Source organism: Candidatus Accumulibacter cognatus (assembly GCF_000584975.1).
GTDB classification, from domain to species: Bacteria; Pseudomonadota; Gammaproteobacteria; order Burkholderiales; family Rhodocyclaceae; genus Accumulibacter; species Accumulibacter cognatus.
In genome coordinates this window covers 1-20,600 of the sequence record NZ_JDST02000109.1, presented here as the reverse complement: position 1 = coordinate 20,600, position 20,600 = coordinate 1, and the positions used below count along the sequence as shown (strand labels likewise).

Below are 20,600 nucleotides of genomic sequence, written 5' to 3'. Positions count from 1 at the left end.
CATCACTTTGAATCACACCCGACTGTACCGATCCGCACAAGGTCCAACGACAAAAATGTTATGATCAGCGGCGGCGGCAGGAATGCGATCAGTGCCTGGGAAGCTTGGAACCTCTGGAACTCCTCGAAAGCAGACATGTCTGACCTGACGTTGCAAAGCGTCACGCTGCTTGACAAGCGCCTGTCCAATCAGGCAGGCATCAGAACCGTAGTACGCAAACTGGCCGCAACTGACCGATCCTGGCTCGAATCGGCGCAGATATCAGATTTTGGAGAATGATGTAATGAATTTAGCGACTGAAATACCGATGCCCTTTGTTTTTACCGACAGTGCGGCTGGCAAGGTGAAAGAGTTGATCGAAGAGGAAGGCAACCCGGAACTGAAACTGCGGGTATTCGTCACTGGCGGCGGGTGTTCAGGTTTCCAGTATGGGTTCACCTTCGACGAGGTGGCCAACGACGACGATACCGCGCTGCAGAAGAACGGCGTCACCTTGCTGATCGACCCGATGAGCTACCAGTATCTGGTCGGCGCCGAAATCGACTACACGGAAGGGCTGGAAGGTTCGCAGTTCGTGATCAAGAACCCGAACGCCTCCTCGACCTGCGGTTGCGGCTCTTCGTTTTCGGTTTAGGCCACTGGCAGGCTGGACCGGCAGCGAGAGGACTGCCCGCCACGGCGTGGTCGCCTTTCCTCAAACGTAGGGCCGGTTCAGCGTCAAATAGAATCGCCCGACACCCGCGCCACCCGAAGTTCGTGGTTCAACCATAGCAGCAAGCCCAGGACGACCATCGCTCCGCCTTGATGCGCAGCCCCCAGGCCCACCGGAACGGCCAGCAGCAGGGTGGCAATGCCCAGCGCGATCTGGATCAACACCCCCGCCAGCAACAGCGTTGCCACCATGCGCGCCGTGGAAGACACGACCGCGTTCCTGATCTTCCACCAGAACCACGGCATCAGAAAGACCAGCAGCCAGGCGCCCAGACGATGGTCAAACTGAACCAACGCCATATTGTTGAAGAAATTCAGATACCATGGATCGATGATGAAGCTTTCCGGCGGCAGCACATGCCCGTTCATCAGGGGAAAGCTGTTGTAGGCCTTGCCGGCGCGAATGCCGGCGACAAAGCCGCCGGTCATGACCATATAGCCGACCAGGATCGTCAGCCAGAAGCCGGTCCGCTGCAGCCCCTTTAGCGCAACGTCGCGGCTGCCCCGGCCGCGCTCGCTGAGCAGGCCCAGCGCCACCCAGAACATCGACAGGAAAATCAGGAAGGCCAGCGACAGATGTGCGGTCAGCCGATAGTGACTGACACGAGGATCGTCGACCAGGCCGCTCTTGACCATGTACCAGCCCATCGCTCCCTGCAGCCCCCCGAGCACGAATATCCCCAGCAGCTTCGGGACCAGCGACGGCGCAATCCGCCGCCGCAACAAAAAGTAGAGGAATGGCAGCAGGAAGACCAACCCGATCAGACGTCCGAGAACGCGGTGCCAGTACTCCCAATAGAAGATGCTCTTGAACTCTGCGAGCGTCATCTGGTGGTTGACCTGCTGGTATTCAGGAGTTTTCTTGTATTTCTCGAAGGTCTCGTCCCATTCGGCCGGATTGAGCGGCGGGATGACACCGACAATCGGCTGCCACTCGACGATCGACAGGCCCGAATGGGTCAGACGTGTGACGCCACCGACCACCAGAATGGCGAAGACCATGGCACTGCAAATCAGCAGCCAGAGTGCAACTTGTCGGCGAGCAACCTTATCCATGACAGATCACCGGGGTGAAAAGCGAAGCCACGGATTATATGCCCTTTGCGACGCTCCCCAAGCCTTGCGAAGACTGCGACCATTGGTCGCGGCCCAAACCATGCAATGCCGATGCCTGCTGGCTTTGCCGACCATCATCGGGTTTCCCCGGTTCTTGACGTGCATCAAATCAATGGTCGCCCGGCTGCAGGTATCCTGCGGGCAATTGTGCCCGGAAGGCCCAAGAAATTCGACCTTATCCGCAACTTACCAGCCGCCACAAGCGCAAATCATTGATGGAGGATACAAACATGGCCGTCAACAACGATGATGACGTTCCGTTCATGCAGAAGCTGCTGGACAACCACTTCCTGCTGCTGTTTCTCGGCGTGGCTTCACCAGGTTTGCTCTACATCCTGTGGGGCATCATCGACATCATGAACACCCCGGTTGCCAGGTAGGTCGGCCATTCACATCAGGGAGAAACAAATATGAGTGCAATTCTGCCGCCGTCGGAACGGCTCTGGTGGAAGCAACCCATCGACAAGGTCGAATGGGCCTGGATCGCGATCGCCTTCGTCTGGGGGATGGTCATGTTCGTGATGATGATCTACTGGCACGTCTACGGGAAGCAGAACCTCTCCAACGAGGCCTACAAGACCAGCCCAGAAATGTTCGCTGCCAAGGCCGAAAAGTTCATCGCCGAAAACACCATCCGTACCGAGACCGATCAGAACATCCCGGTCGTCAAGGTGCCGGCGGGTGGTGACGGCTACCTGATTGCCCGGCTCTGGGCATGGTATCCGATCCTCGAACTGGAAAAGGGGCAGACCTACAAGATCCACCTGTCGTCGATGGATTACAACCACGGCTTCTCTCTGCAGCCGGTCAATATCAACATCCAGGTGATCCCTGGCTACGAGCACGTCGTCAAGATGACGCCGACCAAGGAAGGCACTTACGCCATCGTCTGCAACGAATACTGCGGCATCGGTCACCATTCGATGCTCGGCCGTATCTACGTGAAATAAGGGGGAATGAATAGATGGCAACGACCTACCGTACCTGTCCCATTTCCGGACTGCAGTTCGAGGACCAGGCCGAGAAGCTGATGCGCTGGAACGCCGTTGTCGGCGTTCTCTGGCTGCTCGTCGGCGGCATCACCGCGCTGCTGGTGATCCTCACCCGCTGGCCGGCGATCAAGCTGCTGCCGGCCGACCAGTTCTACCTGATCCTCACCGCCCACGGCATCGACATGCTGATCCTGTGGATCCTGTTCTTCGAAATGGCGGTTTTGTACTTCGCCTCATCGACATTGCTCAGGTGTCGGCTGGCGGCACCGAAGATCGCCTGGCTCGGTTTCTGGCTGATGGTCGTCGGCGGCATCATGGCCAATGTCGCGATCTTCCAGGGCGAGTCGAGCGTGATGTTCACCTCCTATGTGCCGATGCAGGCGAAATGGCACTTCTACCTGGGGATCATCCTGGTCGCCGTCGGCGCGCTGCTCGGCGTCGCCATCTTCTTCGGTACGCTGGTCGTCGCCAAGCGCGACAAGACCTATCAGGGCTCGCTGCCACTGGTCACTTTTGGCGCGCTGACCGCAGCGATCATCGCCACGTTCACCATTCTGGCCGGCGCCGGCATCCTGCTGCCGACCTTTTTGTGGTCGGTCGGACTGATCAAGGAAATCGACGCGCAGTTGTATCGCATGGTGTGGTGGGGTCTGGGACACTCGTCGCAGCAGATCAACGTCTCGGCGCACGTTGCCGTCTGGTACCTGACCGCCGCCGTGATCTTCGGCGCCAAGCCCTTGTCCGAGAAAGTATCGCGCTTCGCCTTCCTGCTCTACATCCTTTTCCTGCAACTCGCCAGTGCGCACCACCTGCTCTCCGATCCTGGCATGAGCGCCGAGTGGAAAGTGCTGAACACTTCCTACTTCATGTACTTCGCGGTGATGGCCTCGATGATCCATGGCTTCACGGTTCCTGGTGCGATCGAAGCGGCACAGCGGCGCAAGGGCTACACCAACGGCCTGTTCGAATGGCTGCGCAAGGCACCCTGGGGCAACCCGGTATTCTCCGGGATGTTCATCTCGCTGGTCAGCTTCGGCTTTCTCGGCGGCATTTCGGGGGTCGTGCTCGGTACCGAACAGATCAACATGCTGATGCACAATACCTTCTATGTCCCGGGCCACTTCCACACCACGGTCGTCACCGGCACGACGCTGGCCTTCATGGCGATCACCTACCTGCTGGTACCGGTCCTCTTCCGGCGCGAAATGATCCTGCCCAAGCTGTGCCAGATCCAGCCCTACCTGTTCGGCATCAGCATGTCGGTGCTCGGCCTGGTGATGATGGGCGCCGGTACGCTCGGCGTCTCCCGCCGGCACTGGGACATGGCCTTCTCCGGCGCACCGTTCCAGTATGAATGGCCGGGTGCCGCCTACCTGATGATGGGTCTGACCGGAATCTTCGGCGTCATCGCCGTGATTGGCGGTGGGCTGTGGATCCTGCTCGTCGTCGGTTCGCTGCTGTTCGGCAAGAAACTCGACGGCGGCAAGGTTTCAGACCGACCGACGCCAATCCCGACGAACACTCAGGCGGCTTCAGCGGTTGCGCATGGCAGCGACCACGTTGGTGTCCCCGGCACCGTCGTTCTGGCCCTGTTGCTGTTCGTCTGCTTCGTCCTTTACTACTTCGTCAACTGGAAGTATCTTTCCGAAGTCTGGCTGCTCAGCTGAACGGGCACCTCCCCCCACGCCCTCGGCGTGGGGACCTGCCTCAATCGGTCCTGGCTACGACAGGTCCGATTCAAGCCGGTCCGCACACCTCCCAGGCCACCCGATCATTACCTTGACTGCTACCGCTATCGACCACCCATGCCATCCGTCCGCGCATCGAAAAGCACCTCTCCCCTCCGTGCCATTCTCGGCGTGTTCAAGCTGCGCATCGGCGTCGTCATCACCTTTACCGCCCTCGCCGGTCTGGCGGTCAGCTCCGGACCCAGCCTGAGCCTGCTGCAGCTACTCGTGCTGACCTTGTCGGTACTGATTTCATCGGCCAGCGCCGGAGCCTTCAACCAGTATTACGAACATGACAGCGACCTGCTGATGTCGCGAACCCGCCAGCGGCCCTTCGTCACTGGCGAGCTTCGGCACGGACCGGCCTGGCTACTGGTCATCGCCGCCCTGATGACGCTCTCGGTCGGTGCCGCCTGGTTCGCCCTGAATGCCTGGTCAGCGCTGTTCGTCTTCCTCGGCGCTTTCTTTTACGCCGTCGTTTACACGGTGTGGCTGAAGCGGCGCACCTGGCTGAACATCGTCTTCGGCGGGCTGGCCGGGAGCTGGGCCGTGCTCGCTGGCGCGACCGCAGCCGACCCACAGCCCGGCGCCATCCCGCTAACGCTGGCCCTGGTTCTCTTTCTATGGACGCCGCCGCATTTCTGGAGTCTGGCGATCGCATTCCGTGACGACTACGCCGCTGCCGGAGTGCCGATGCTGCCAGTCGTCGTCGGCGACCAGCAAGCGGCAAACACCATCTTCTTCAGTACCCTGGCGCTGGTCGCAGCCAGCCTGTTGCCCCTGGCCTTCGGGCTGGGCATGATCTACTTCGCTGGCGCCTTTGCTGGCGGCTTCCTGTTCATTCAGAAGGCCTGGCGGCTGACTCGCGACCCCTGCCGCAAGTCGGCGATGATCTGCTTTCATGCATCACTGATCCAGCTGACGCTGGTCCTGTTCGGTGCCATCCTTGACACGCAATCCGGTTTCTGATTTTGTACGGCCCACCCCGGTGCATGACCGGTTTGCGCGCCCGCTGCTCGCGTCCCTGCTACTCGCGTTGCTCCTCCTGATCGCGGCACCCTCGCTGCTCGCTGACGACGCCACAACCGAAAAGCCCAAGCTCACCGCTCGCCCACAAGGGATCAACAGCAGCCTGGTGCTCACCGCCCTGGACGAAAAAGCGGCTTTCGAACTCTCGCAAAGCGCGATCGGCAAAGTGGTCGGAGACTTCGTACTCCTCGATCGCCAAGGGCGGCCGGTCGAACTGTCGCGCTATCGAGGCAAGCCGCTGCTGGTCAACTTCATCTACACCGCCTGCTTCCAGGTCTGTCCGACGACCACCCGCAACCTGCAAAAAGCCGTCGAGAATACGGTCAGCGTGATGGGTGCCGACCGCTTCAACATGATCAGCATCGGTTTCAATCAGCCCTTCGACTCGCCGGCCGCCTTGCGGGACTTCGCCAGACAATACGGCATCCGTCTGCCCAACTGGGAATTCCTGAGCCCTGCCCCTGCGATCGTCGGCGAGCTGACGCGCAATTTCGGCTTCAGCTTTGTGGTCACCGCGGCCGGATTCGACCACATCAACCAGGTGACCCTGGTCGATTCCGACGGCCGGATCGTTCGCCAGGTCTATGGCGAGAAATTCACCGCCGAAGACATCGCCGAACCGCTCAAGCTCCTGATCGCGCACTCGTCGATCCCGCCCGAGATCGGCACACTCAATGAAATCATGCAGCGCGTCAGAATCCTCTGCTCGATCTACGACCCCGTGACCGGCAGATACCGGACCAACTACTCGATGTACTTCCAGATCGCCGGCTTCATCACCTTTGTCGGCTTCATGATCCATCTGTCGATCAACTTCTGGAAGAACCGGCGTCGCAACCAGGCGAAAACGCCCTGAACCGCTGCAGGCACATCATCGACCATCCCCCGCTCGCCCATCAAAGAACGTAAAACAGGACCGCAAAGTAATGGGCCGCGCTGCCGGCCATCACGAACAGGTGCCAGACACCATGCGCATGCCGGAGACGGGTGTCGAGTACATAGAAGACGATCCCGCCGGTGTAGAAAACACCACCCGCCGCCACCCACGCGAAGCCGGCCACTCCCAGCGCCTCCAACATCGGCACCAGCGCCACCACGACCGCCCAGCCCATCACGATGTAGATCACCATCGACAGGGTGCGCGCTTCGCTGCGCATGCACAGCTCCTGTACGCCGCCGAGCAGCGCCAGCCCCCAGACGACAGCCAGCAAGGACCAGCCCCAGGGACCGCGCAAGGTGACGAGACAGAACGGGGTGTAACTGCCGGCAATCAGCAGATAGATGCTCTGGTGGTCCAGCTTGCGCAGGATATCCTTGGCACGCCCACGAAAGCTGTGGTAGAGCGCCGAAAAGCTGTAGAGCAACACCAGCGTCGCACCATAAATCGAAATGCTGACCATCTTCCACGCATCGCCGCTCCGTGCCGCCAGGACCACTAGCACGGCCGTACCAGCGACCGCCAGAATGGCCCCGACCAGATGTGTCCAGGCGTTGAATTTTTCCCCGTAGTACATATGGAATTCCCCCGCGGGATTTGTCTCTATTGCGTGAATCATTCTAACGGTCATGACTTTTTCAGGCATCCCCGATCATGAAAGTCATGACCGTCTCTCTCCCCCGATCCCTCCCCCGCAAGTGGGGAGGAGAGATTCGCGAGTCGCTGACGCGACTTTCACATTCACCTGTTGAAAGCGGCTGGAAAATCGATGCGGCGGCATAGGATGGCAGCCCACATCGCTTTCACCGATGTACCTGACGCGATGGAGACGGAAATCCGTGGTCGCCGCGCTCGCAGGCCATTCCGTCTTGCTGCAGTGGCCAGCACGGCCACTCCCGACCTTTCAGGCCAATCTGGGTCGAGTACGGCGCCGAAGTCTGGATGCGCAGGTGCATCCCACCCCAAACCAGTCCGCTCGAATCCTTCGATGAGCCCGAGGATGGACGCCTGCTGCTTGTCGAAAAAAACTTCCCTGTCGCCTCCATTACCCTGCGGTGGTCTACCTCCTGCCTGGAGTTTCCAGCCCGTATCTCTCCAGAACAGGGTTGCCGGCAGCCGGCAATCCGCGGCAAGGGAAGATTTTCGGATTTGACTCGTGTCAAGACACGGATCATCCGCCAGAAATATAATCGAGTGCTAATAATCCTCATCGAATCCTCATCGGCGGCCGGGACCCCAGCGAAGTGAGTTTCCACGCAGTATTGCGCAATGGCGTGAAAAGCATCTTTCTGCGCTTCGAAGAAGCGCTCGATACCCCTTTCGGGGGGGATGACAACCCGCTGCGACATCTCGGCGCGTTCGGCCTGTACCTGCTGTGGATCGTCGTCGGCAGCGGGCTCTATCTGTACGCGGTGCTCGACACCGGCATCGACGCCGTCTACCGCTCGATCGGCGAGATCTCCAGCGAACAGTGGTATCTCGGCGGCATTCTGCGCAGTCTGCACCGTTATGCGTCCGATGGCTTCATGCTGGTGATGCTGCTGCACCTCATCCGCGAATGGTGCTACGGGCGCTACCACGGCTTCCGCCGTTATTCCTGGCTGACCGGCGTACCGCTGCTCTGGCTCGCCTACCTCGCGGGCATCGGTGGCTACTGGATCGTCTGGGACCAGCTCGCGCAGTGGTCGGCCACCGCCACCACCGAACTGCTCGATTGGCTACCGATCTTCAGCGAACCGTCGGCACGCAACTTCATGGCGCCGGACTCGATCAACGATCGCTTCTTCACCATGCTGGTATTCCTCCATCTCGGCGTGCCGCTACTGCTGATCCTCGGCCTGTGGGCGCATGTGCATCGCATCAGCCATGTCGATTACCTGCCGTCCCGGCGCGCCATGCTGGCGACGCTGGCGACGCTGCTCGTGCTTTCGCTGCTCAAGCCAGCGCTCAGCCATCCGCCAGCCAATCTGGCGAGGGTCCCCGGCGCGATTGGCCTCGACTGGTTCATCCTGTTCATTCATCCGCTGACCGACCTGAGTTCGCCGGCGCTCATCTGGACGCTGTTGTTCGGGCTGACGGCGCTGCTCTTCGCCCTGCCCTTTCTTCCGCGGCCGCGGCCGCAGCCGGTCGCCGTCGTCGATGCAGCCAGCTGCACCGGCTGTGATCGCTGCCTCGCCGACTGTCCCTATGCGGCGATCAGCATGGCGCCGCACCCACGGCGGCCAGGTCTGCAACTGGCGGTCGTCGATGCCGATCTCTGCGCGGCTTGTGGCATCTGCGCCGGCGCCTGCCCTTCATCGACCCCCTTCCGCAGGCAGGAGGCGCTGACCACCGGCATCGACATGCCGCAGCAGCCGGTCCATGCCCTGCGCGAGCAGCTCGAGCAGGCTCTCGCCCAATGCTCGGGCCGCTGCACGATCGTCGTTTTCAGTTGCACGCGCGGCGCCGACGCGAGCGCCCTGGCCGCCGCCGACACAGTGGTGATTCCCCTGCTGTGCACCGGCATGTTGCCGCCGGCCTTCGTTGAATACGCGTTGCGCGGCGGTGCTGACGGGGTATTCGTGAGTACCTGCCGTCACGGCGGTTGCGATTTCCGCCTCGGCGACCGATGGACCAGCGAACGCCTGCGCGGCCAGCGTGAACCCCATTTGCGCAAGACCGTCCCGGCTTCGCGACTGCAACTCTATCCCGCCGCAGCCCGCGACAGCAGTGCTCTGGCCGATGCGCTGGCCGAATTCAGAACCCGGCTCGGAACGGTTTCTGACGACAGACTTCCCCCCTATCAGCGGAAAGCCCCCTGACATGCTTAAACCCACCGCCATCGTCGGCCAGTTGATCCTCTACGGCGCTTTTGCTGCCTTTATCGGCTACTTTTCGACCTCGCCGAAATACCGGCAGATTCCCGACGACATCGCGCTGATCAAGCTGTCGATCAGCCACCTTGGCGACCGCGAGTGTCGCAAACGCACGCCTGAAGAACTCGCGAAACTGCCCCCCAACATGCGCGCGCCCATGGAATGCCCGCGCGAGCGCTCCGACATCAGGCTTGAAGTCGATTTCGATGGTCAGCCCGCTTTCCGCACCGTGATGCACCCCACCGGCCTCTACAAGGACGGGGTTTCGACGGTGTACAAACGCTTCGAGCTGAAAGCCGGCCAGCACCGGGTGGCCGTCAGAATGAACGACAATCTCATCAAGCCTGGCTTCAACTTCAGCAAGGAAGCCGAGATCACCCTCGTACCGGGACAAGTGATGGTGATCGACTTCAACCCGGATCGTGGCGGCCTGTTCTTCAAATGAGCACGCTCGTCTCCCTCGCCGCCGACCAGGCTGGACGCGGGCGCCGCTTCCCGCCGGCCGCCAATCGCGCCGCACGACACATTAGCACGACACATTAATCTCCCGAGCTGAAATCGACCATGGTCAAAATCCTGCAACAACTCCTGCGCTGGCTGTTCATGCGCATCGAGAACGTGTTCAACGTCGCCTTCGGCGACAAGATGAACCCTTTCTATCATCTGGGAACGATCAGCTTCTGGCAGTTCTGGTTGCTGGTGGGCTCCGGCCTCTACCTCTACATCTTCGCCGATACCGGCGTCCATGACGCTTTCGAGTCGGTCGAGCGGATCACCCACGACCAGTGGTGGGCCGGCGGCATCCTGCGCAGCATCCACCGCTACGCGACAGACGGCATGATCCTGACGATGCTGCTGCACATGCTGCGGCACTTTGCCTACGACCGCTATCGCGGTTTTCGTTCGTTCTCATGGCTGACCGGCGTGGCCCTGTTGTGGCTGGTTTACATTGCCGGCGTCAATGGCTTCATGCTGGTGTGGGACAAGCTCGCGCAATTCGTGGTCATCGCCACTGCCGAGTGGTTCGATGTCCTGCCGATGTTCAATGGCACGCTGATCCGCAACTTCCTCTACCTCGAGAGCGTCAACAGCCGCCTGTTCACGCTGCTGGCCTTCATCCATATCGGCGCGCCTTTGATCGTCGCATTCATCATGTGGGTACATGTCCAGCGCGTCCCGCGCGCGCACATCAATCCGCCCCGTCCGATCGCCATCGCGGTCAGCGTCATGTTTCTGGCACTCGCGCTGGTCAAGCCAATCCTCAGCCAGGGTGGCGAAGCCGACATGTCGGTGGTGCCGACCGACATCGACTTCGACTGGTTCGAGTTGCCGGTGCTGGCGCTGGTCTATGTGATCAATCCGCTGCACCTCTGGTACTGGGTGCTCGGCCTCACGGCCCTGTTCTTCCTGCTGCCCTGGTTGCCACCAAAGCGCCTGGGTTCGGCGAGGGCACAGAATTCGATCACTTTTCACCCCGACCAGAAGGCCATCAGCGCACGCTTTGGCGAAACTCTGCTCGACGCTGGCCTGCGCCAGGACATCGATCTGCCCTACGAATGCCGTAACGGCGGCTGTGGCGTCTGCAAGTGCACGGTGCTGCAGGGCAAGGTCGATCCCGGACTCTACCAGCCGAGCGCGCTTTCCGCCGCCGAACTGGCGCAGGGCAAGGTCCTGCTGTGCTGCGCCAGCGCGCTCGAAGACGTCGAAATCGAGTACCAGGCGAGCACGGCGCCGAAAATTCTCCGGGAGTACAGCGCCCGCGTCGTCGGCATGGAGAAACTCACCGACGACGTCATGCGTGTTCTGCTCAAGCTCCCGGAAGGGCAGCGGATTGCCTTCAAGGCCGGCCAGTACATCAACATCCTGCTCGAAGACGGTCAGCGGCGTGCCTTCTCATTTGCCAATCCGCCGCACGAAGCCGAGTTTGTCGAACTGCAGATCCGGCTGATGCCCGGCGGACGTTTTACCACGTACGTCTTCGAAGCGATGAAAGTGGGCGACCCCGTCCGTTTCGAAGGCCCGATGGGCGACTTCACGCTGCGCGAGTCCGCGCGGCCGATCGTCTTCGTCGCCGGCGCCACCGGCTTCGCACCGGTCAAGAGCATGGTCGAGGATGCCTTCAGGCGCGGGCTGCAGCGCCAGATTTATCTCTACTGGGGGGTGCGCAGCCGCAAGGATCTCTACCTGCCCGATCTGCCGGAGCAATGGGCGCGCGAGCACGAAAACTTCCACTTCGTTCCGGTCCTCTCGGATCCGGCCCCCGACGATTCCTGGAGCGGCCGCACCGGCCTGGTTCATGAAGCGATTCTCGAAGACTTCCCGGAACTCAAGGAACACGAAATCTACGCCTGCGGCTCGGTACGCATGGTCGAGGCGATCTTCCCCTTCCTCAAGAAGCACGGCGCCGAAGACGGCGCCTGCTTCTCGGATGCCTTCAGCGTATCGGCGCGTTCAATGGCCTTTCAACCCCGCCAGAAGTAGGGCCGCAGACCTGGCGCCGGCGCTCACGATGGCATCTTCCGGAAGGATTGGCCAGTTGCCGGAGATCTGATCGCCAGGGCAGAGCCCGCGGCCAGGAATCGTCCGTGCCCGGCGAAAACCTGCTCAGCCCTGGCCGCGTCCCGCGGCCAGGGCGACGCCGCTCCGCGGCGCCGGCCACTCCGTGGCCCCGGCCGGGCTCGTGGACCTCAGGGCAAAGCGGAAACCGTCGAGCTGGAAGGCGTGGACGGGCGCGTAGGCGAGGCGGTACGCCGAGCGGGCGGACCTGGCGTCGTAGGTCCAGGAGCCGCCGCGCAGCGCGCGCCCGGCAACACCTCCCCCACCCCCAGACGCGTCGGCACACCATTCCCAAACGTTGCCATGCATCTCGTACAAGCCCCAGGGATTGGCCAGCAGGCTCCTGACCGCCACCGTCATCATCCGCGCCCCTTTGTCCGACCAGTAGTTCACCTCCTCGCCGGTGACCGTGTCGCCAAAGCTGTACGCGGTTTGGGTTCCGGCCCGGCACGCGTATTCCCACTCGGCTTCGCTAGGCAATCCGGCCACCGCGCCGGCCGTGAAGGCTTGCAGGCGAACGAGGAAGCCCTCCGGCGGCAGAACGACGTCGTTCCAGCTCACCTGCTCGACCGGATGTTGCGGAGATCCCGGCTGCTTGCTGTTGCGCTCGCTGAAGTGGCTCGGATTGCTGCCCATCACCGCCTGCCACAGCGCCTGCGTGCAGGCGCTGTCGGCGAGCCAGAAACCGCTGGCGATCGTCGTCGGCACCTGCCGCTCGGGCTGGCTCTCGTCACCCATTAGGAAGGTGCCGGGTTCGATCCAGCGCAGGCGCTGCACCTCGGTGGCCACCCGCAGGTCGGCCCAGACGCCGTAGCGATCGTCGCCCCAGGCGCTCGCCCAGAGCGGCGGAAACGGATCGGGGCCGCGACGCTGCCAATCGGCAAGATCAAAGACGGCACTCATCGCGACGCCAGGGCGGGCGGCGACCCGGGGAGCTGTCGCGTCAGCGCTGCTGCGCCTTCACTACCGGCACCCCGGGAGCCTTCGAGTTTGGACCGTGGCCACGGGGCCACCGCCACCGGAAACAGCGCCTGGTCCATCGGCAGCGGCAAATCCATGCCGGGGTGTTGCCACACCCGTCGCCGGTCGAGCTCAGGGCAAAGCGGAAACCGTCGTTCTGGTTGGCGTTGGCGTTGCGGTTCGCTGAGCGGGCGTTCCTGGCGTCGTTGTTCCAGGAGCCGCCGCGCAGCGCGCGCTCGGCAACACTTTTTGCCTTGCAGGCAAGCGGCGCTGTTCACAGGGTAGCCGCACCACCACAGGATGTCGTCCATGTAGCGCAGCTGCGCACGCACCCGGCGATCTTCGAGCAGCCATCGATCGGCCACGTCGAGGTAGGCGTTGGCAAAGTGCTGCGAAGTCAACGAGCCGATCGGCAGACCGCGCCCGGCCGCCCCGCCCGCGTCGATGATCCGCCCGAGCAGGGCGAGGAAGCCATCGCCCTTGAAGCGCCTCGCGAGCAGCGCCTTCAGGCGGGCGTGGTCGATGCTCGGAACATGGGCATTCAGTTCGTCCTGTGCCGCACGGCCGTCGAGCGCGTGGATGGCGAAAAAATGGAGTTCGCTGCTCATGTTCGTCCTCGGTCAAAAGGGTCAGGAAAACTCGTTGCAGCCCCCGTCCCGGGGGCTGCAACGGTGCCGCGTCCCGCGGCACCGTCCACGCCGCTCCGCGGCGCAGGCCACTGCGTGGCCCCAGCTGGGCTCGTGGACCTCAGGGCAAAGCGGAAACCGTCGAGCCGGCTGGCGCGGCCGGGCGCGTTGGCAAAGCGGAACGCGGAGCGGGCGTTCCCGGCGCGGGTGCTCCAGGAGCCGCCGCGCAGCGCGCGCTCGGCAACAGCCTCGCCTTCCGGGCCACGTGGATCGGTCTCGTCGCGCCCGGCATAGGTGCGTCGCCCATCGGCACACCACTCCCAGACGTTGCCGTGCATTTCATAAAGACCCCAAGCGTTGGCCGGCAGGCTGCCGACCGGAACCGTCGATTCGCGGTAGAGGCCCTTGCGGCCGCCAGCATAAGGGTAGTTTCCATCGTAGTTCACCTGCTCGGGAGTGAGCTGGTCGCCGAAGTGGAAGGCAGTGCTTGTGCCCGCACGGCAGGCGTATTCCCACTCGGCCTCGCTCGGCAGGCTGGCGATCGCCCCCGGCAGCCGCTGTTCGAGCGCGCGCAGGAAGCGCTGCACGTCGTTCCAGCTCACCTGCTCGACCGGATGCCGCGGGCCGCCGCGGTTCTTGGCATGGAAATGGCTAGGGTTCTTGCCCATCACCGTTTCCCAGAGCGCCTGCGTACAGGCGGTGTCGGCCAGCCAGAAGCCGGCGCTCAGGGTCACCGAATGTTGCGGGCCTTCGACGTCATCGCGCTCGGGCTCGGACGGCGGCGAACCCATCCGGAAGTGCCCGGCCTCGATGTAGCGCAGGCGCTGGACGACGGTTCTGGCGCCAGCCGAAGCCTTGCGCGCCTGGCCTGGTATTTCGACGATCGCGTAGAGGCCATGCGCGTCGCGGCCGATTTCCTGCGCCCAGACGGGGCGCTCGACGCGGCCAACGAGGTAGCTGTGCTGGCCGGCGGTGACGGTCAGCGGTCTGGCCGGGTCGGCGAGACGGGCGAGCGGCGCGACGAGCTGCGGCCGGCCCGCCGGGTCAGGGTCGAGCACGCGCGTCGGCCCGCCCGCGCTGACCAGCAGCCGCCTCGCCCGCAACGGCGAGCCGAGGCGCGAATGCGCCGGGCCGGCTGGGCGCTCGCCGCCGCCGAACAGAACCAGGCCCTGCGCCTGCACGCCCAGCTCGCAGGCGAGCAGCGGCAAGTCGTCTCGTTCGCTGATCGCCTGCAGCAGATGTTCGGGCCGCAGGCCGGCGGGTGCGGTCTTTTCGCCGCTGGCGACCCAGACCGGCGACAGCGCCCGCGAGTGGGCCTGCAACCAGGCGAAGTCGGCGGCATTGCGCGCCAGCAGGTCGCGCGCGTACTGGCGCAGTTGCGGATCGGTGCGCCCCGCCTGGCTGGCCCTGGCGCCGAGGGCGGCGAACCAGCGTTCGGCTTCGGCGATGCGATCGGCGGCGTCACGTTTCGCCTCGTCGCGGGCGTGCGCCTGCCAGACCAGGAGCTCGGTGGCTTCGGTCGCCCGCCCGCGCCAGGCGTGGATGTACAGCGTCTGCTCGAGCGCCGCGAGTTGCTCGGCCGCCGCGAGTTCTTCGAAATCCTGGCGGTAGCGCGCGACATGCGCGGCGGCGACGGCGCGCGAAACGAGGCTGTCGTAGACCACCGGCGGGTGGTTCCAGACCAGCGCTTCGAGCGCCGGTTCGTTCGCCGTCGCCGGCGTGATCCCGCGCAGCGCCCGCAGCAGCGCCGGTTCGACGCGGATGCAGCAGGCCATGCGCGCCAGCAGCCGTTCGCGCAGAACCGCCAGGCGTTGCCTTTCGGCCTGCCTTTGCTCCTCGTCGGCAAGGCGGCCGCGCTGGCGGCGCAGGTCGCCGCGCGGCTGCAGGCAGAACACGCGCGCGCGGCGCGCGAGTTCGACCTCGATCTGCGCCGGCGCCAGCGGCGCCCAGAACACCGGCTGCGCGCCGCCGGCGACGAGCCGTCGCGCGAAGCCGCTCCAGTCGCGCGTCGCTTGCGGCCAGCCGGCGAGCGCGCCGGCGTCGGAGAGGATCAGCACCCGGCTGCCGGGCGCCGGCGGCGGTATCGCCGCGGGGGAGCGGCAGGACGAAGACGGCGGCGCGGGCCAGCGCTGGCGGATCTGCCGCGGGCTGCCATCGACCAGACACAGCGTACAGCCGGCGTCGCCGCGCTGCTGCCGCAGCTCGGCGAAGAGGGCGGCGAAGTCGTCCTGATAGGGCTGCAAGTGCCGCGCCCGATCCCAGACGACGAGAAGTTCGCCGCCCCAGTGCGCCTGCCGGCCCGCCGGCAGGCGCCGGACCGCCTGCGCGCGCGCCAGTTCGCGCAGCAGCCGTGGCAGGTCGACGCCGCGCGGGTGGACTTCGAGCAGCGAATGCTTGAGCGCCGGCCACAGGCGCGTGCGGCGAACGAGCGGGACGAACGGCGCCGCTTCGCCGTGCCGCTCGCGCGGCGCGCATCGAGCGTCGGTCAGCGCGGCGGGTCGGGCCGCTTCGCTCGCCTCGGCCGGCAGTTCGAGGCGACGGCAGGCGGTGATCGCGAACAGCGGCGCCGGCAGGCGGTCGGCGGCGGATGCGGGAGGAGGCTCGGGGGCTGGACCGACGGAGCAGTAAATGCCCCCTGCCACCGTGATGACCCCAGAAATGCTCGCCACATTTGCTGGCCGCTCGACGAATTCGAGCAGCCCGGCGTAACGCCGCTGGCGCTCGTCGTCGTCGCCGGCGAGCGCCAGCGCCTGCAACAGATCGGAGCGCGCGAGCTGCGGCTGCCGCTTCATGAACCCGCCGGGTCGCCTTTGGCGGTCGCCGGCGGCTGTTGCGAGAGCTGCGGAGAGTCCTCGACGATGTTCTTGCGGAAGACGTAGCGCGCGAGCCGATCGAGCCATTGCATTTGGGCTTTCTCGTCCCCCGGCGCCAGGCGGCGCAGTGCGGCGAGCAGGTCGATGTATTCGGCGAGGCCGGGCGGCGGCATGCCGGCGGCGACGGCGTGCCGGCGGTCTTCGGCGAGCTGCGCGGCGGCGGTCTGCAGCACTTCGTCGCCGAGGCAATCGTTCGCCGGCCGATCCGCGCGCGCGCCGAAATGCGCCTGCCCGCGCTTGACGAGGAAGCGGGGGTAGGGTTCCTCCGGCTCGAGCGTGAGCACCACGCAGCGGCGCAGGAAAGCCGCCGGCAGCTCGCGCTCCTCGTTGGTGGTGATCAGCACCAGCGGCAGGCCGTGCGTCGGCCGGATCGCCGCGCGCGTCACCGGGTTGGGAAACTCGCGGCTGCCGAGAACTTCGAGCAGGCTGTTCGGCAGGTCGCTGTCGGCCTTGTCGATTTCGTCAATCAGGATGACATGGCCGCCGGGTGCGGGCTGCGCCTCTGCTCGCTGACTGGCGGCCGACGGCCCGTAGGCCTGCGCGCCGGCCCAGTCGAAAGCGCGCCAGAACGGTCCCGGCAGCCAGTAGTGCGCGTCATCCCGGATGCCGCCACCGGCAGACCCGGCGGCCTGCGCGTCGGCGAGCCGGCGTACCGCGTCGAAGCCGTGGAAAAGGTCCGACGCCTCGCAGCGCGGGCTGACGGTGACCGGGTGCAGATGCCAGTCCAGCGCGACCGCAGCGGCCCGCGCCAGTTGCGTCTTGCCGGTGCCCGGTTCGCCGCGCACCAGCAGCGGGCGTTCGCAGGCCAGCGCCAGATGCAGCGCGTCGATCTCGTTCTGCGACCATTGGTGGAAGGCGCCGTTGTCGAGCGCGGTAATCGCATCGTGCTCGAGGTCTTGCAGGAGCTGCTGGATATCGTGTTTCATCGGGGGTGCCTTTGAGTCTGTGGCTTGCTGGCCGGTGCGGGTCGATGCTATATGCTATGGCTTGGGCGGTGTTGCGTGCAGGCGCTTGAGAATCAACCCGGCCGCTTCGGCGGGGGGAAGCCTGTCGGCGCCGCAGTCGATAGCGATGTCCACCGACAACAGCCCGTCAATCCTGGCGTCGTCGAAACGAAAGAGCATGATTCGCGCTTCCTGCCGCTGCATGATCTGCTCGTACACCACACGCCACTCGAGGCCACACCACTGCTTCTGCTGGTACTCCGCGCAGAGAAAAACGACGAGCAGATCCGACTGATCGCCATAGACCTTCATCAAGGGCAGGTGCGCGCTTGGCCTGGCCAGATGCGCCTTGAAATCGTCGTCGTAGAACAGTTCCTCCGGCCCCAGGCCTTTCTTGAGTTCGTCACTGATCGCCTTGACGTACGGCCGATGTTCGCCGGGAAACGATAGCGCGACGCGAAAATGCATGTCCTGCAAAGCTTTCATCGATTTGACCTCTTCCGGGTAGAGCGCCTCGAACAGCGGCCCGATGCAGTTCAGCACGTCGGGCTGCAGCCTCGCCTTCTGCCAGGCCCCGGCCTCGCTCTCCGACAGGGACTCTTTCGCTGCGGCATCGAAAAGGAAAGTGTGCACGCCAAGCTCCACGGCGAATTCCCGGCGCAGGTTCGCATCGTGCATCGGATGCGGGTCGGCATGCTGGATACCGAAGATCGGCCGGGCACCCAGGTGCTCTTCGACTCTCCGCAGGCCGATCTGCAATGCTTCTTGGGCTGGAATACCGCGCGACCTGACCTGCTCGAGACGAACCCGCCGGCCACGCTCACGCTCGTTGCCGTGATAGCTGTCAAGCTCGCGCAAGCGGGCGGCATCGACCATTGCCTGCACTTCGGCGAGGGCCCGATCGCGGTCGTCCGACCATAAGTACTCCAGCGGTTCGACGTCGTGTGGCAGAAGATTGTCCACGCGCGGCGCGGCCGTCTGCTTGTCGACCACCAGCCGGATTCCCATTCGCGACCAGACCGCGGCGATCACCGCCGCGGCCAGTCGATCGTCGGCGTCGATCAGCATGCCCGCGACGGGAGCTCCATCGGCCAATTGCGGGCATTGGTTCAGGATGTGTCGCTCACACGCGAGCAGGCCGATGGCGATGGCCGTTTCGCCAATGAGGCTGCGCTTGCCGATGTCGTGGGCCACGAGTTCACGCAGCTCTTGCGCGAACCAGAGGACGCCTTCGAGCAGTTCACGCGGAGGCTGGCTCAGGCAATCGCCAAACAGCACTTCGGCATCGTCAACAACCGCAGTCCCGAAGGTCGCCGCCCAGGTCCTGGCAAAATCCTGCCAGAGCACGTCATCACGAAGCGTCCGCAGACGCTCGAGCAGCTTCTCCTGCAGGCGACTTCGGCTGCTACCGGCGGTCGTCTTCAAAGCGACTTCAACGGCCCTTCTGGTAGGTGCCGACCAACTGCGCTTCTGCAACGACATGCCCCCGCATCGCCTGCTCGAGGGCCTTCCTGGTCGGTCTTTTCAGGTCGGGCAACACCAGGTCAAGTGCGTACAGCTTGTGGAAGTAGCGGTGTCGGCCGATGGGAGGACAGGGGCCGCCGTAGCCAACCCGCTGCCAGTCGTTCAGTCCATCCAGGGTGCCGGCCGGCAACGACCGTACGGCCTCGGGCAACCCCGTGCTGTTGGCCGGCAGGTTGTACAGCACCCAATGAACCCAGGTCATGCGGGGTGCGGCAGGATCCGGCGCATCCGGATCGTCCACAATCAGTGCTAGACTCTTGGCGCGGGCAGGCACACCACTCCAGGCCAGTGGCGGAGAAATGTCCTGACCCTCGCAGGTGTACAGCTTCGGGACCGGCCCGTTGTGTTCGAACGCACTTGAAGTGATGGTCATGTCCATGCTGGCTCCTCCAGTTTGATGGGTGATCGCCCGGACGCCAGGCATCAGCGGATACGCGGCAATGGTGCCCAGGCGGATGTCAGCGACAGGATGATCAGATAGTCAATCTCAGGCTACACATGGTGATACTTTACCGCAAGCTAGGGCTATTGAAATGGCTGAAAGGGTTGTTTGTCACCCAAGCCAAGTTGCCTCCCGAGATCCAGCGAGCCAAGGAAGTCATCGCGGCCATAGACTCGGGAGGCATGCCATTGAATCCGGCAACAATCAACACGATCGCACGGAATCTGGGGCTGGAGGTGCCAAGACGAGCACCCGTCAGCGACACGGTCCAGCGCATCCGGAGGGCGCTTGAACGCAGCCAGCACTTGCGGTCTTGATGTCCCCAGGAGGCGGAAATGGGGCCGCTGTTGACCGTCCCCCCCCGCCTCCAAGGAAGATTTTTGCAACCCCCTTGCCGTAGGTCACGGTGCGCGGCCTCCCGGCCGCACCGCCCCTGCCGACGCATAGATGGAACCACCGATGACCGAAGAGCTATTCCGAGAAGACGCCACGCTCACCAGTTGTGAAGCACGAATCACTTGCATCGACCAGCGCGGCGTTCAACTCGAGCGCACGGTCTTCTACCCGCTGGGGGGAGGCCAGGCTGGCGACCGCGGGACCCTGATCCTGCCCGACGGCAGTGATCTGCGGATCGCCGACACCCGCAAGGGTGTGCAGGCCGGCGAAATCCTGCATGTGCCGGCGGCTGGCCAGGAGGAACTGCTCGCGCAGATCAGCGCCGGCCAGAGGGTTAACGCCCGCCTCGATGAGCACCGCCGACAGCGCCACATGCGCTTCCACACCACGACGCACCTGCTGTGCGCCTTGATCCCTCACCCGGTCAATGGCTGCTCGATCACCTGCGACTATGCGCGGCTGGATTTTCACATGACGGAGCCGCTCGACAAGGAAGCCCTGACCGCCGGCTTGGCGCACTTCGTCGGCGAGGCTCGCCCGGTCCGTCATCGCTGGATTACCGAGGCCGAACTGGATGCCAATCCCGGCCTGGTACGCAGCATGAGCGTGCAGCCACCACGTGGACTGGGCCGCGTCCGGGTCATCGAAATCGAAGGGGTGGACCTGCAGCCCTGCGGCGGCACACATGTCGGCAACACGGCCGAGATCGGCGCCGTCGTCGTCACCCGAATCGAGAAAAAGTCGGCGATGACCCGCCGGGTCGTGCTCGCGTTCGCCGAAGGATAAAAAGGACAGGAAATTCAACCGCCATCCCGCGGGTATCTCGGCTCCGTCAGCCCATCGTCAACCAGGAATTACCAAGAATTCCGGCGCTTTTCCCTCCGGTGCCGCGGGTGAGTAGCGGCGGGAATC

The 20,600-nt window shown here is 64.1% G+C and carries 20 protein-coding genes; 12 read left to right on the top strand and 8 right to left on the bottom strand.

What is annotated here, in order from left to right; translation table 11 throughout:
* Positions 1-279: hypothetical protein (locus AW06_RS21120; RefSeq protein WP_273704863.1), on the top strand; the 279-nt coding region annotated here is incomplete at its 5' end.
* A gap of 4 nt (positions 280-283) precedes the next feature.
* The gene (gene erpA, locus AW06_RS17920; protein ID WP_034952994.1) at positions 284-634 is read left to right on the top strand and encodes an iron-sulfur cluster insertion protein ErpA; all 351 of its coding nucleotides are present in this window, start codon (positions 284-286) and stop codon (positions 632-634) included.
* 83 nt (positions 635-717) lie between these two features.
* On the opposite strand, the gene AW06_RS17915 is transcribed toward erpA, so the two are convergent.
* The gene (locus tag AW06_RS17915; RefSeq protein WP_034952992.1) at positions 718-1,767 is read right to left on the bottom strand and encodes a heme A synthase; all 1,050 of its coding nucleotides are present in this window, start codon (positions 1,765-1,767) and stop codon (positions 718-720) included.
* 290 nt (positions 1,768-2,057) lie between these two features.
* Here AW06_RS17915 and AW06_RS21115 point away from each other — a divergent pair, with 290 nt between their 5' ends.
* The 5 genes from AW06_RS21115 to AW06_RS17895 all read left to right on the top strand — a co-directional run bounded on the left by AW06_RS21115 (position 2,058) and on the right by AW06_RS17895 (position 6,431).
* Complete coding sequence (locus AW06_RS21115; protein ID WP_171047387.1) at positions 2,058-2,207, top strand: hypothetical protein; 150 nt, start codon at positions 2,058-2,060, stop codon at positions 2,205-2,207.
* Positions 2,208-2,237: 30 nt separating this feature from the next.
* Positions 2,238-2,777 (top strand): cytochrome c oxidase subunit II, encoded by a 540-nt coding sequence (locus tag AW06_RS17910; protein WP_034952990.1) that lies wholly within the window; start codon positions 2,238-2,240, stop codon positions 2,775-2,777.
* A gap of 14 nt (positions 2,778-2,791) precedes the next feature.
* A complete protein-coding gene (locus AW06_RS17905; protein WP_034952988.1) occupies positions 2,792-4,486 on the top strand; it encodes a cbb3-type cytochrome c oxidase subunit I in 1,695 nt (564 codons plus the stop codon).
* Between the two features lie 138 nt (positions 4,487-4,624).
* On the top strand, positions 4,625-5,515 hold the full coding sequence (cyoE, locus tag AW06_RS17900; RefSeq protein WP_034952986.1) for a heme o synthase: 891 nt from the start codon (positions 4,625-4,627) through the stop codon (positions 5,513-5,515).
* Positions 5,493-6,431 carry an SCO family protein gene (locus AW06_RS17895; RefSeq protein ID WP_273704862.1) on the top strand — a complete coding sequence of 313 codons (939 nt, stop codon included), beginning with the start codon at positions 5,493-5,495 and terminating at the stop codon, positions 6,429-6,431. Before cyoE ends, AW06_RS17895 begins: the two co-directional genes overlap by 23 nt.
* 40 nt (positions 6,432-6,471) lie before the next feature.
* Here AW06_RS17895 and AW06_RS17890 read toward each other — a convergent pair whose 3' ends face one another.
* Positions 6,472-7,089: a hemolysin III family protein gene (locus tag AW06_RS17890; protein WP_034952981.1), complete on the bottom strand. Its 618-nt coding sequence runs from the start codon at positions 7,087-7,089 to the stop codon at positions 6,472-6,474.
* A 667-nt stretch (positions 7,090-7,756) separates the two neighbouring features.
* Between AW06_RS17890 and AW06_RS17885 the strand changes: the two genes are divergently transcribed.
* From AW06_RS17885 to AW06_RS17875, 3 genes are all read left to right on the top strand, one after another.
* On the top strand, positions 7,757-9,313 hold the full coding sequence (locus tag AW06_RS17885; RefSeq protein WP_273704861.1) for a cytochrome b N-terminal domain-containing protein: 1,557 nt from the start codon (positions 7,757-7,759) through the stop codon (positions 9,311-9,313).
* A gap of 1 nt (position 9,314) precedes the next feature.
* Positions 9,315-9,812: a hypothetical protein gene (locus tag AW06_RS17880; RefSeq protein ID WP_034952979.1), complete on the top strand. Its 498-nt coding sequence runs from the start codon at positions 9,315-9,317 to the stop codon at positions 9,810-9,812.
* Between the two features lie 119 nt (positions 9,813-9,931).
* Positions 9,932-11,848 carry a 2Fe-2S iron-sulfur cluster-binding protein gene (locus AW06_RS17875; protein ID WP_034952977.1) on the top strand — a complete coding sequence of 639 codons (1,917 nt, stop codon included), beginning with the start codon at positions 9,932-9,934 and terminating at the stop codon, positions 11,846-11,848.
* A 123-nt stretch (positions 11,849-11,971) separates the two neighbouring features.
* On the opposite strand, the gene AW06_RS17870 is transcribed toward AW06_RS17875, so the two are convergent.
* From AW06_RS17870 to AW06_RS17845, 6 genes are read right to left on the bottom strand one after another with little or no spacing between them, the layout of a single operon-like run.
* Positions 11,972-12,826: a formylglycine-generating enzyme family protein gene (locus AW06_RS17870; RefSeq protein ID WP_273704860.1), complete on the bottom strand. Its 855-nt coding sequence runs from the start codon at positions 12,824-12,826 to the stop codon at positions 11,972-11,974.
* Positions 12,823-13,491 carry an RNA-directed DNA polymerase gene (locus tag AW06_RS17865; RefSeq protein ID WP_034952973.1) on the bottom strand — a complete coding sequence of 223 codons (669 nt, stop codon included), beginning with the start codon at positions 13,489-13,491 and terminating at the stop codon, positions 12,823-12,825. Before AW06_RS17865 ends, AW06_RS17870 begins: the two co-directional genes overlap by 4 nt.
* Positions 13,488-16,301: a formylglycine-generating enzyme family protein gene (locus AW06_RS21110; protein WP_273704859.1), complete on the bottom strand. Its 2,814-nt coding sequence runs from the start codon at positions 16,299-16,301 to the stop codon at positions 13,488-13,490. Before AW06_RS21110 ends, AW06_RS17865 begins: the two co-directional genes overlap by 4 nt.
* On the bottom strand, positions 16,298-17,308 hold the full coding sequence (locus AW06_RS17855) for a MoxR family ATPase (RefSeq protein WP_273704858.1): 1,011 nt from the start codon (positions 17,306-17,308) through the stop codon (positions 16,298-16,300). Before AW06_RS17855 ends, AW06_RS21110 begins: the two co-directional genes overlap by 4 nt.
* A 54-nt stretch (positions 17,309-17,362) precedes the next feature.
* Positions 17,363-18,751 carry a TIR domain-containing protein gene (locus AW06_RS21105; RefSeq protein ID WP_273704857.1) on the bottom strand — a complete coding sequence of 463 codons (1,389 nt, stop codon included), beginning with the start codon at positions 18,749-18,751 and terminating at the stop codon, positions 17,363-17,365.
* Positions 18,752-18,758: 7 nt separating this feature from the next.
* A complete protein-coding gene (locus AW06_RS17845) occupies positions 18,759-19,229 on the bottom strand; it encodes a YbhB/YbcL family Raf kinase inhibitor-like protein (protein ID WP_034952971.1) in 471 nt (156 codons plus the stop codon).
* A 119-nt stretch (positions 19,230-19,348) separates the two neighbouring features.
* On the opposite strand from AW06_RS17845, the gene AW06_RS17840 reads away from it, so the two are divergent.
* Together AW06_RS17840 and AW06_RS17835 are read left to right on the top strand one after the other, a co-directional pair.
* Complete coding sequence (locus AW06_RS17840; protein ID WP_273704856.1) at positions 19,349-19,609, top strand: hypothetical protein; 261 nt, start codon at positions 19,349-19,351, stop codon at positions 19,607-19,609.
* 142 nt (positions 19,610-19,751) lie between these two features.
* Positions 19,752-20,474 (top strand): alanyl-tRNA editing protein, encoded by a 723-nt coding sequence (locus AW06_RS17835; RefSeq protein ID WP_034952968.1) that lies wholly within the window; start codon positions 19,752-19,754, stop codon positions 20,472-20,474.
* Positions 20,475-20,600: the final 126 nt, after the last annotated feature.

Coding starts and splice junctions, on each gene's coding strand:
- AW06_RS17835 (WP_034952968.1), top strand. CDS start 19,752: ATGACCGAAGAGCTATTCCGAGAAGACGCCACGCTCACCAGTTGTGAA.
- AW06_RS17915 (WP_034952992.1), bottom strand. CDS start 1,767: ATGGATAAGGTTGCTCGCCGACAAGTTGCACTCTGGCTGCTGATTTGC.
- AW06_RS17905 (WP_034952988.1), top strand. CDS start 2,792: ATGGCAACGACCTACCGTACCTGTCCCATTTCCGGACTGCAGTTCGAG.
- erpA (WP_034952994.1), top strand. CDS start 284: ATGAATTTAGCGACTGAAATACCGATGCCCTTTGTTTTTACCGACAGT.
- cyoE (WP_034952986.1), top strand. CDS start 4,625: ATGCCATCCGTCCGCGCATCGAAAAGCACCTCTCCCCTCCGTGCCATT.
- AW06_RS17840 (WP_273704856.1), top strand. CDS start 19,349: ATGGTGATACTTTACCGCAAGCTAGGGCTATTGAAATGGCTGAAAGGG.
- AW06_RS17890 (WP_034952981.1), bottom strand. CDS start 7,089: ATGTACTACGGGGAAAAATTCAACGCCTGGACACATCTGGTCGGGGCC.
- AW06_RS17910 (WP_034952990.1), top strand. CDS start 2,238: ATGAGTGCAATTCTGCCGCCGTCGGAACGGCTCTGGTGGAAGCAACCC.
- AW06_RS17865 (WP_034952973.1), bottom strand. CDS start 13,491: ATGAGCAGCGAACTCCATTTTTTCGCCATCCACGCGCTCGACGGCCGT.
- AW06_RS17875 (WP_034952977.1), top strand. CDS start 9,932: ATGGTCAAAATCCTGCAACAACTCCTGCGCTGGCTGTTCATGCGCATC.
- AW06_RS17870 (WP_273704860.1), bottom strand. CDS start 12,826: ATGAGTGCCGTCTTTGATCTTGCCGATTGGCAGCGTCGCGGCCCCGAT.
- AW06_RS21115 (WP_171047387.1), top strand. CDS start 2,058: ATGGCCGTCAACAACGATGATGACGTTCCGTTCATGCAGAAGCTGCTG.
- AW06_RS17845 (WP_034952971.1), bottom strand. CDS start 19,229: ATGGACATGACCATCACTTCAAGTGCGTTCGAACACAACGGGCCGGTC.
- AW06_RS17880 (WP_034952979.1), top strand. CDS start 9,315: ATGCTTAAACCCACCGCCATCGTCGGCCAGTTGATCCTCTACGGCGCT.
- AW06_RS17855 (WP_273704858.1), bottom strand. CDS start 17,308: ATGAAACACGATATCCAGCAGCTCCTGCAAGACCTCGAGCACGATGCG.
- AW06_RS21110 (WP_273704859.1), bottom strand. CDS start 16,301: ATGAAGCGGCAGCCGCAGCTCGCGCGCTCCGATCTGTTGCAGGCGCTG.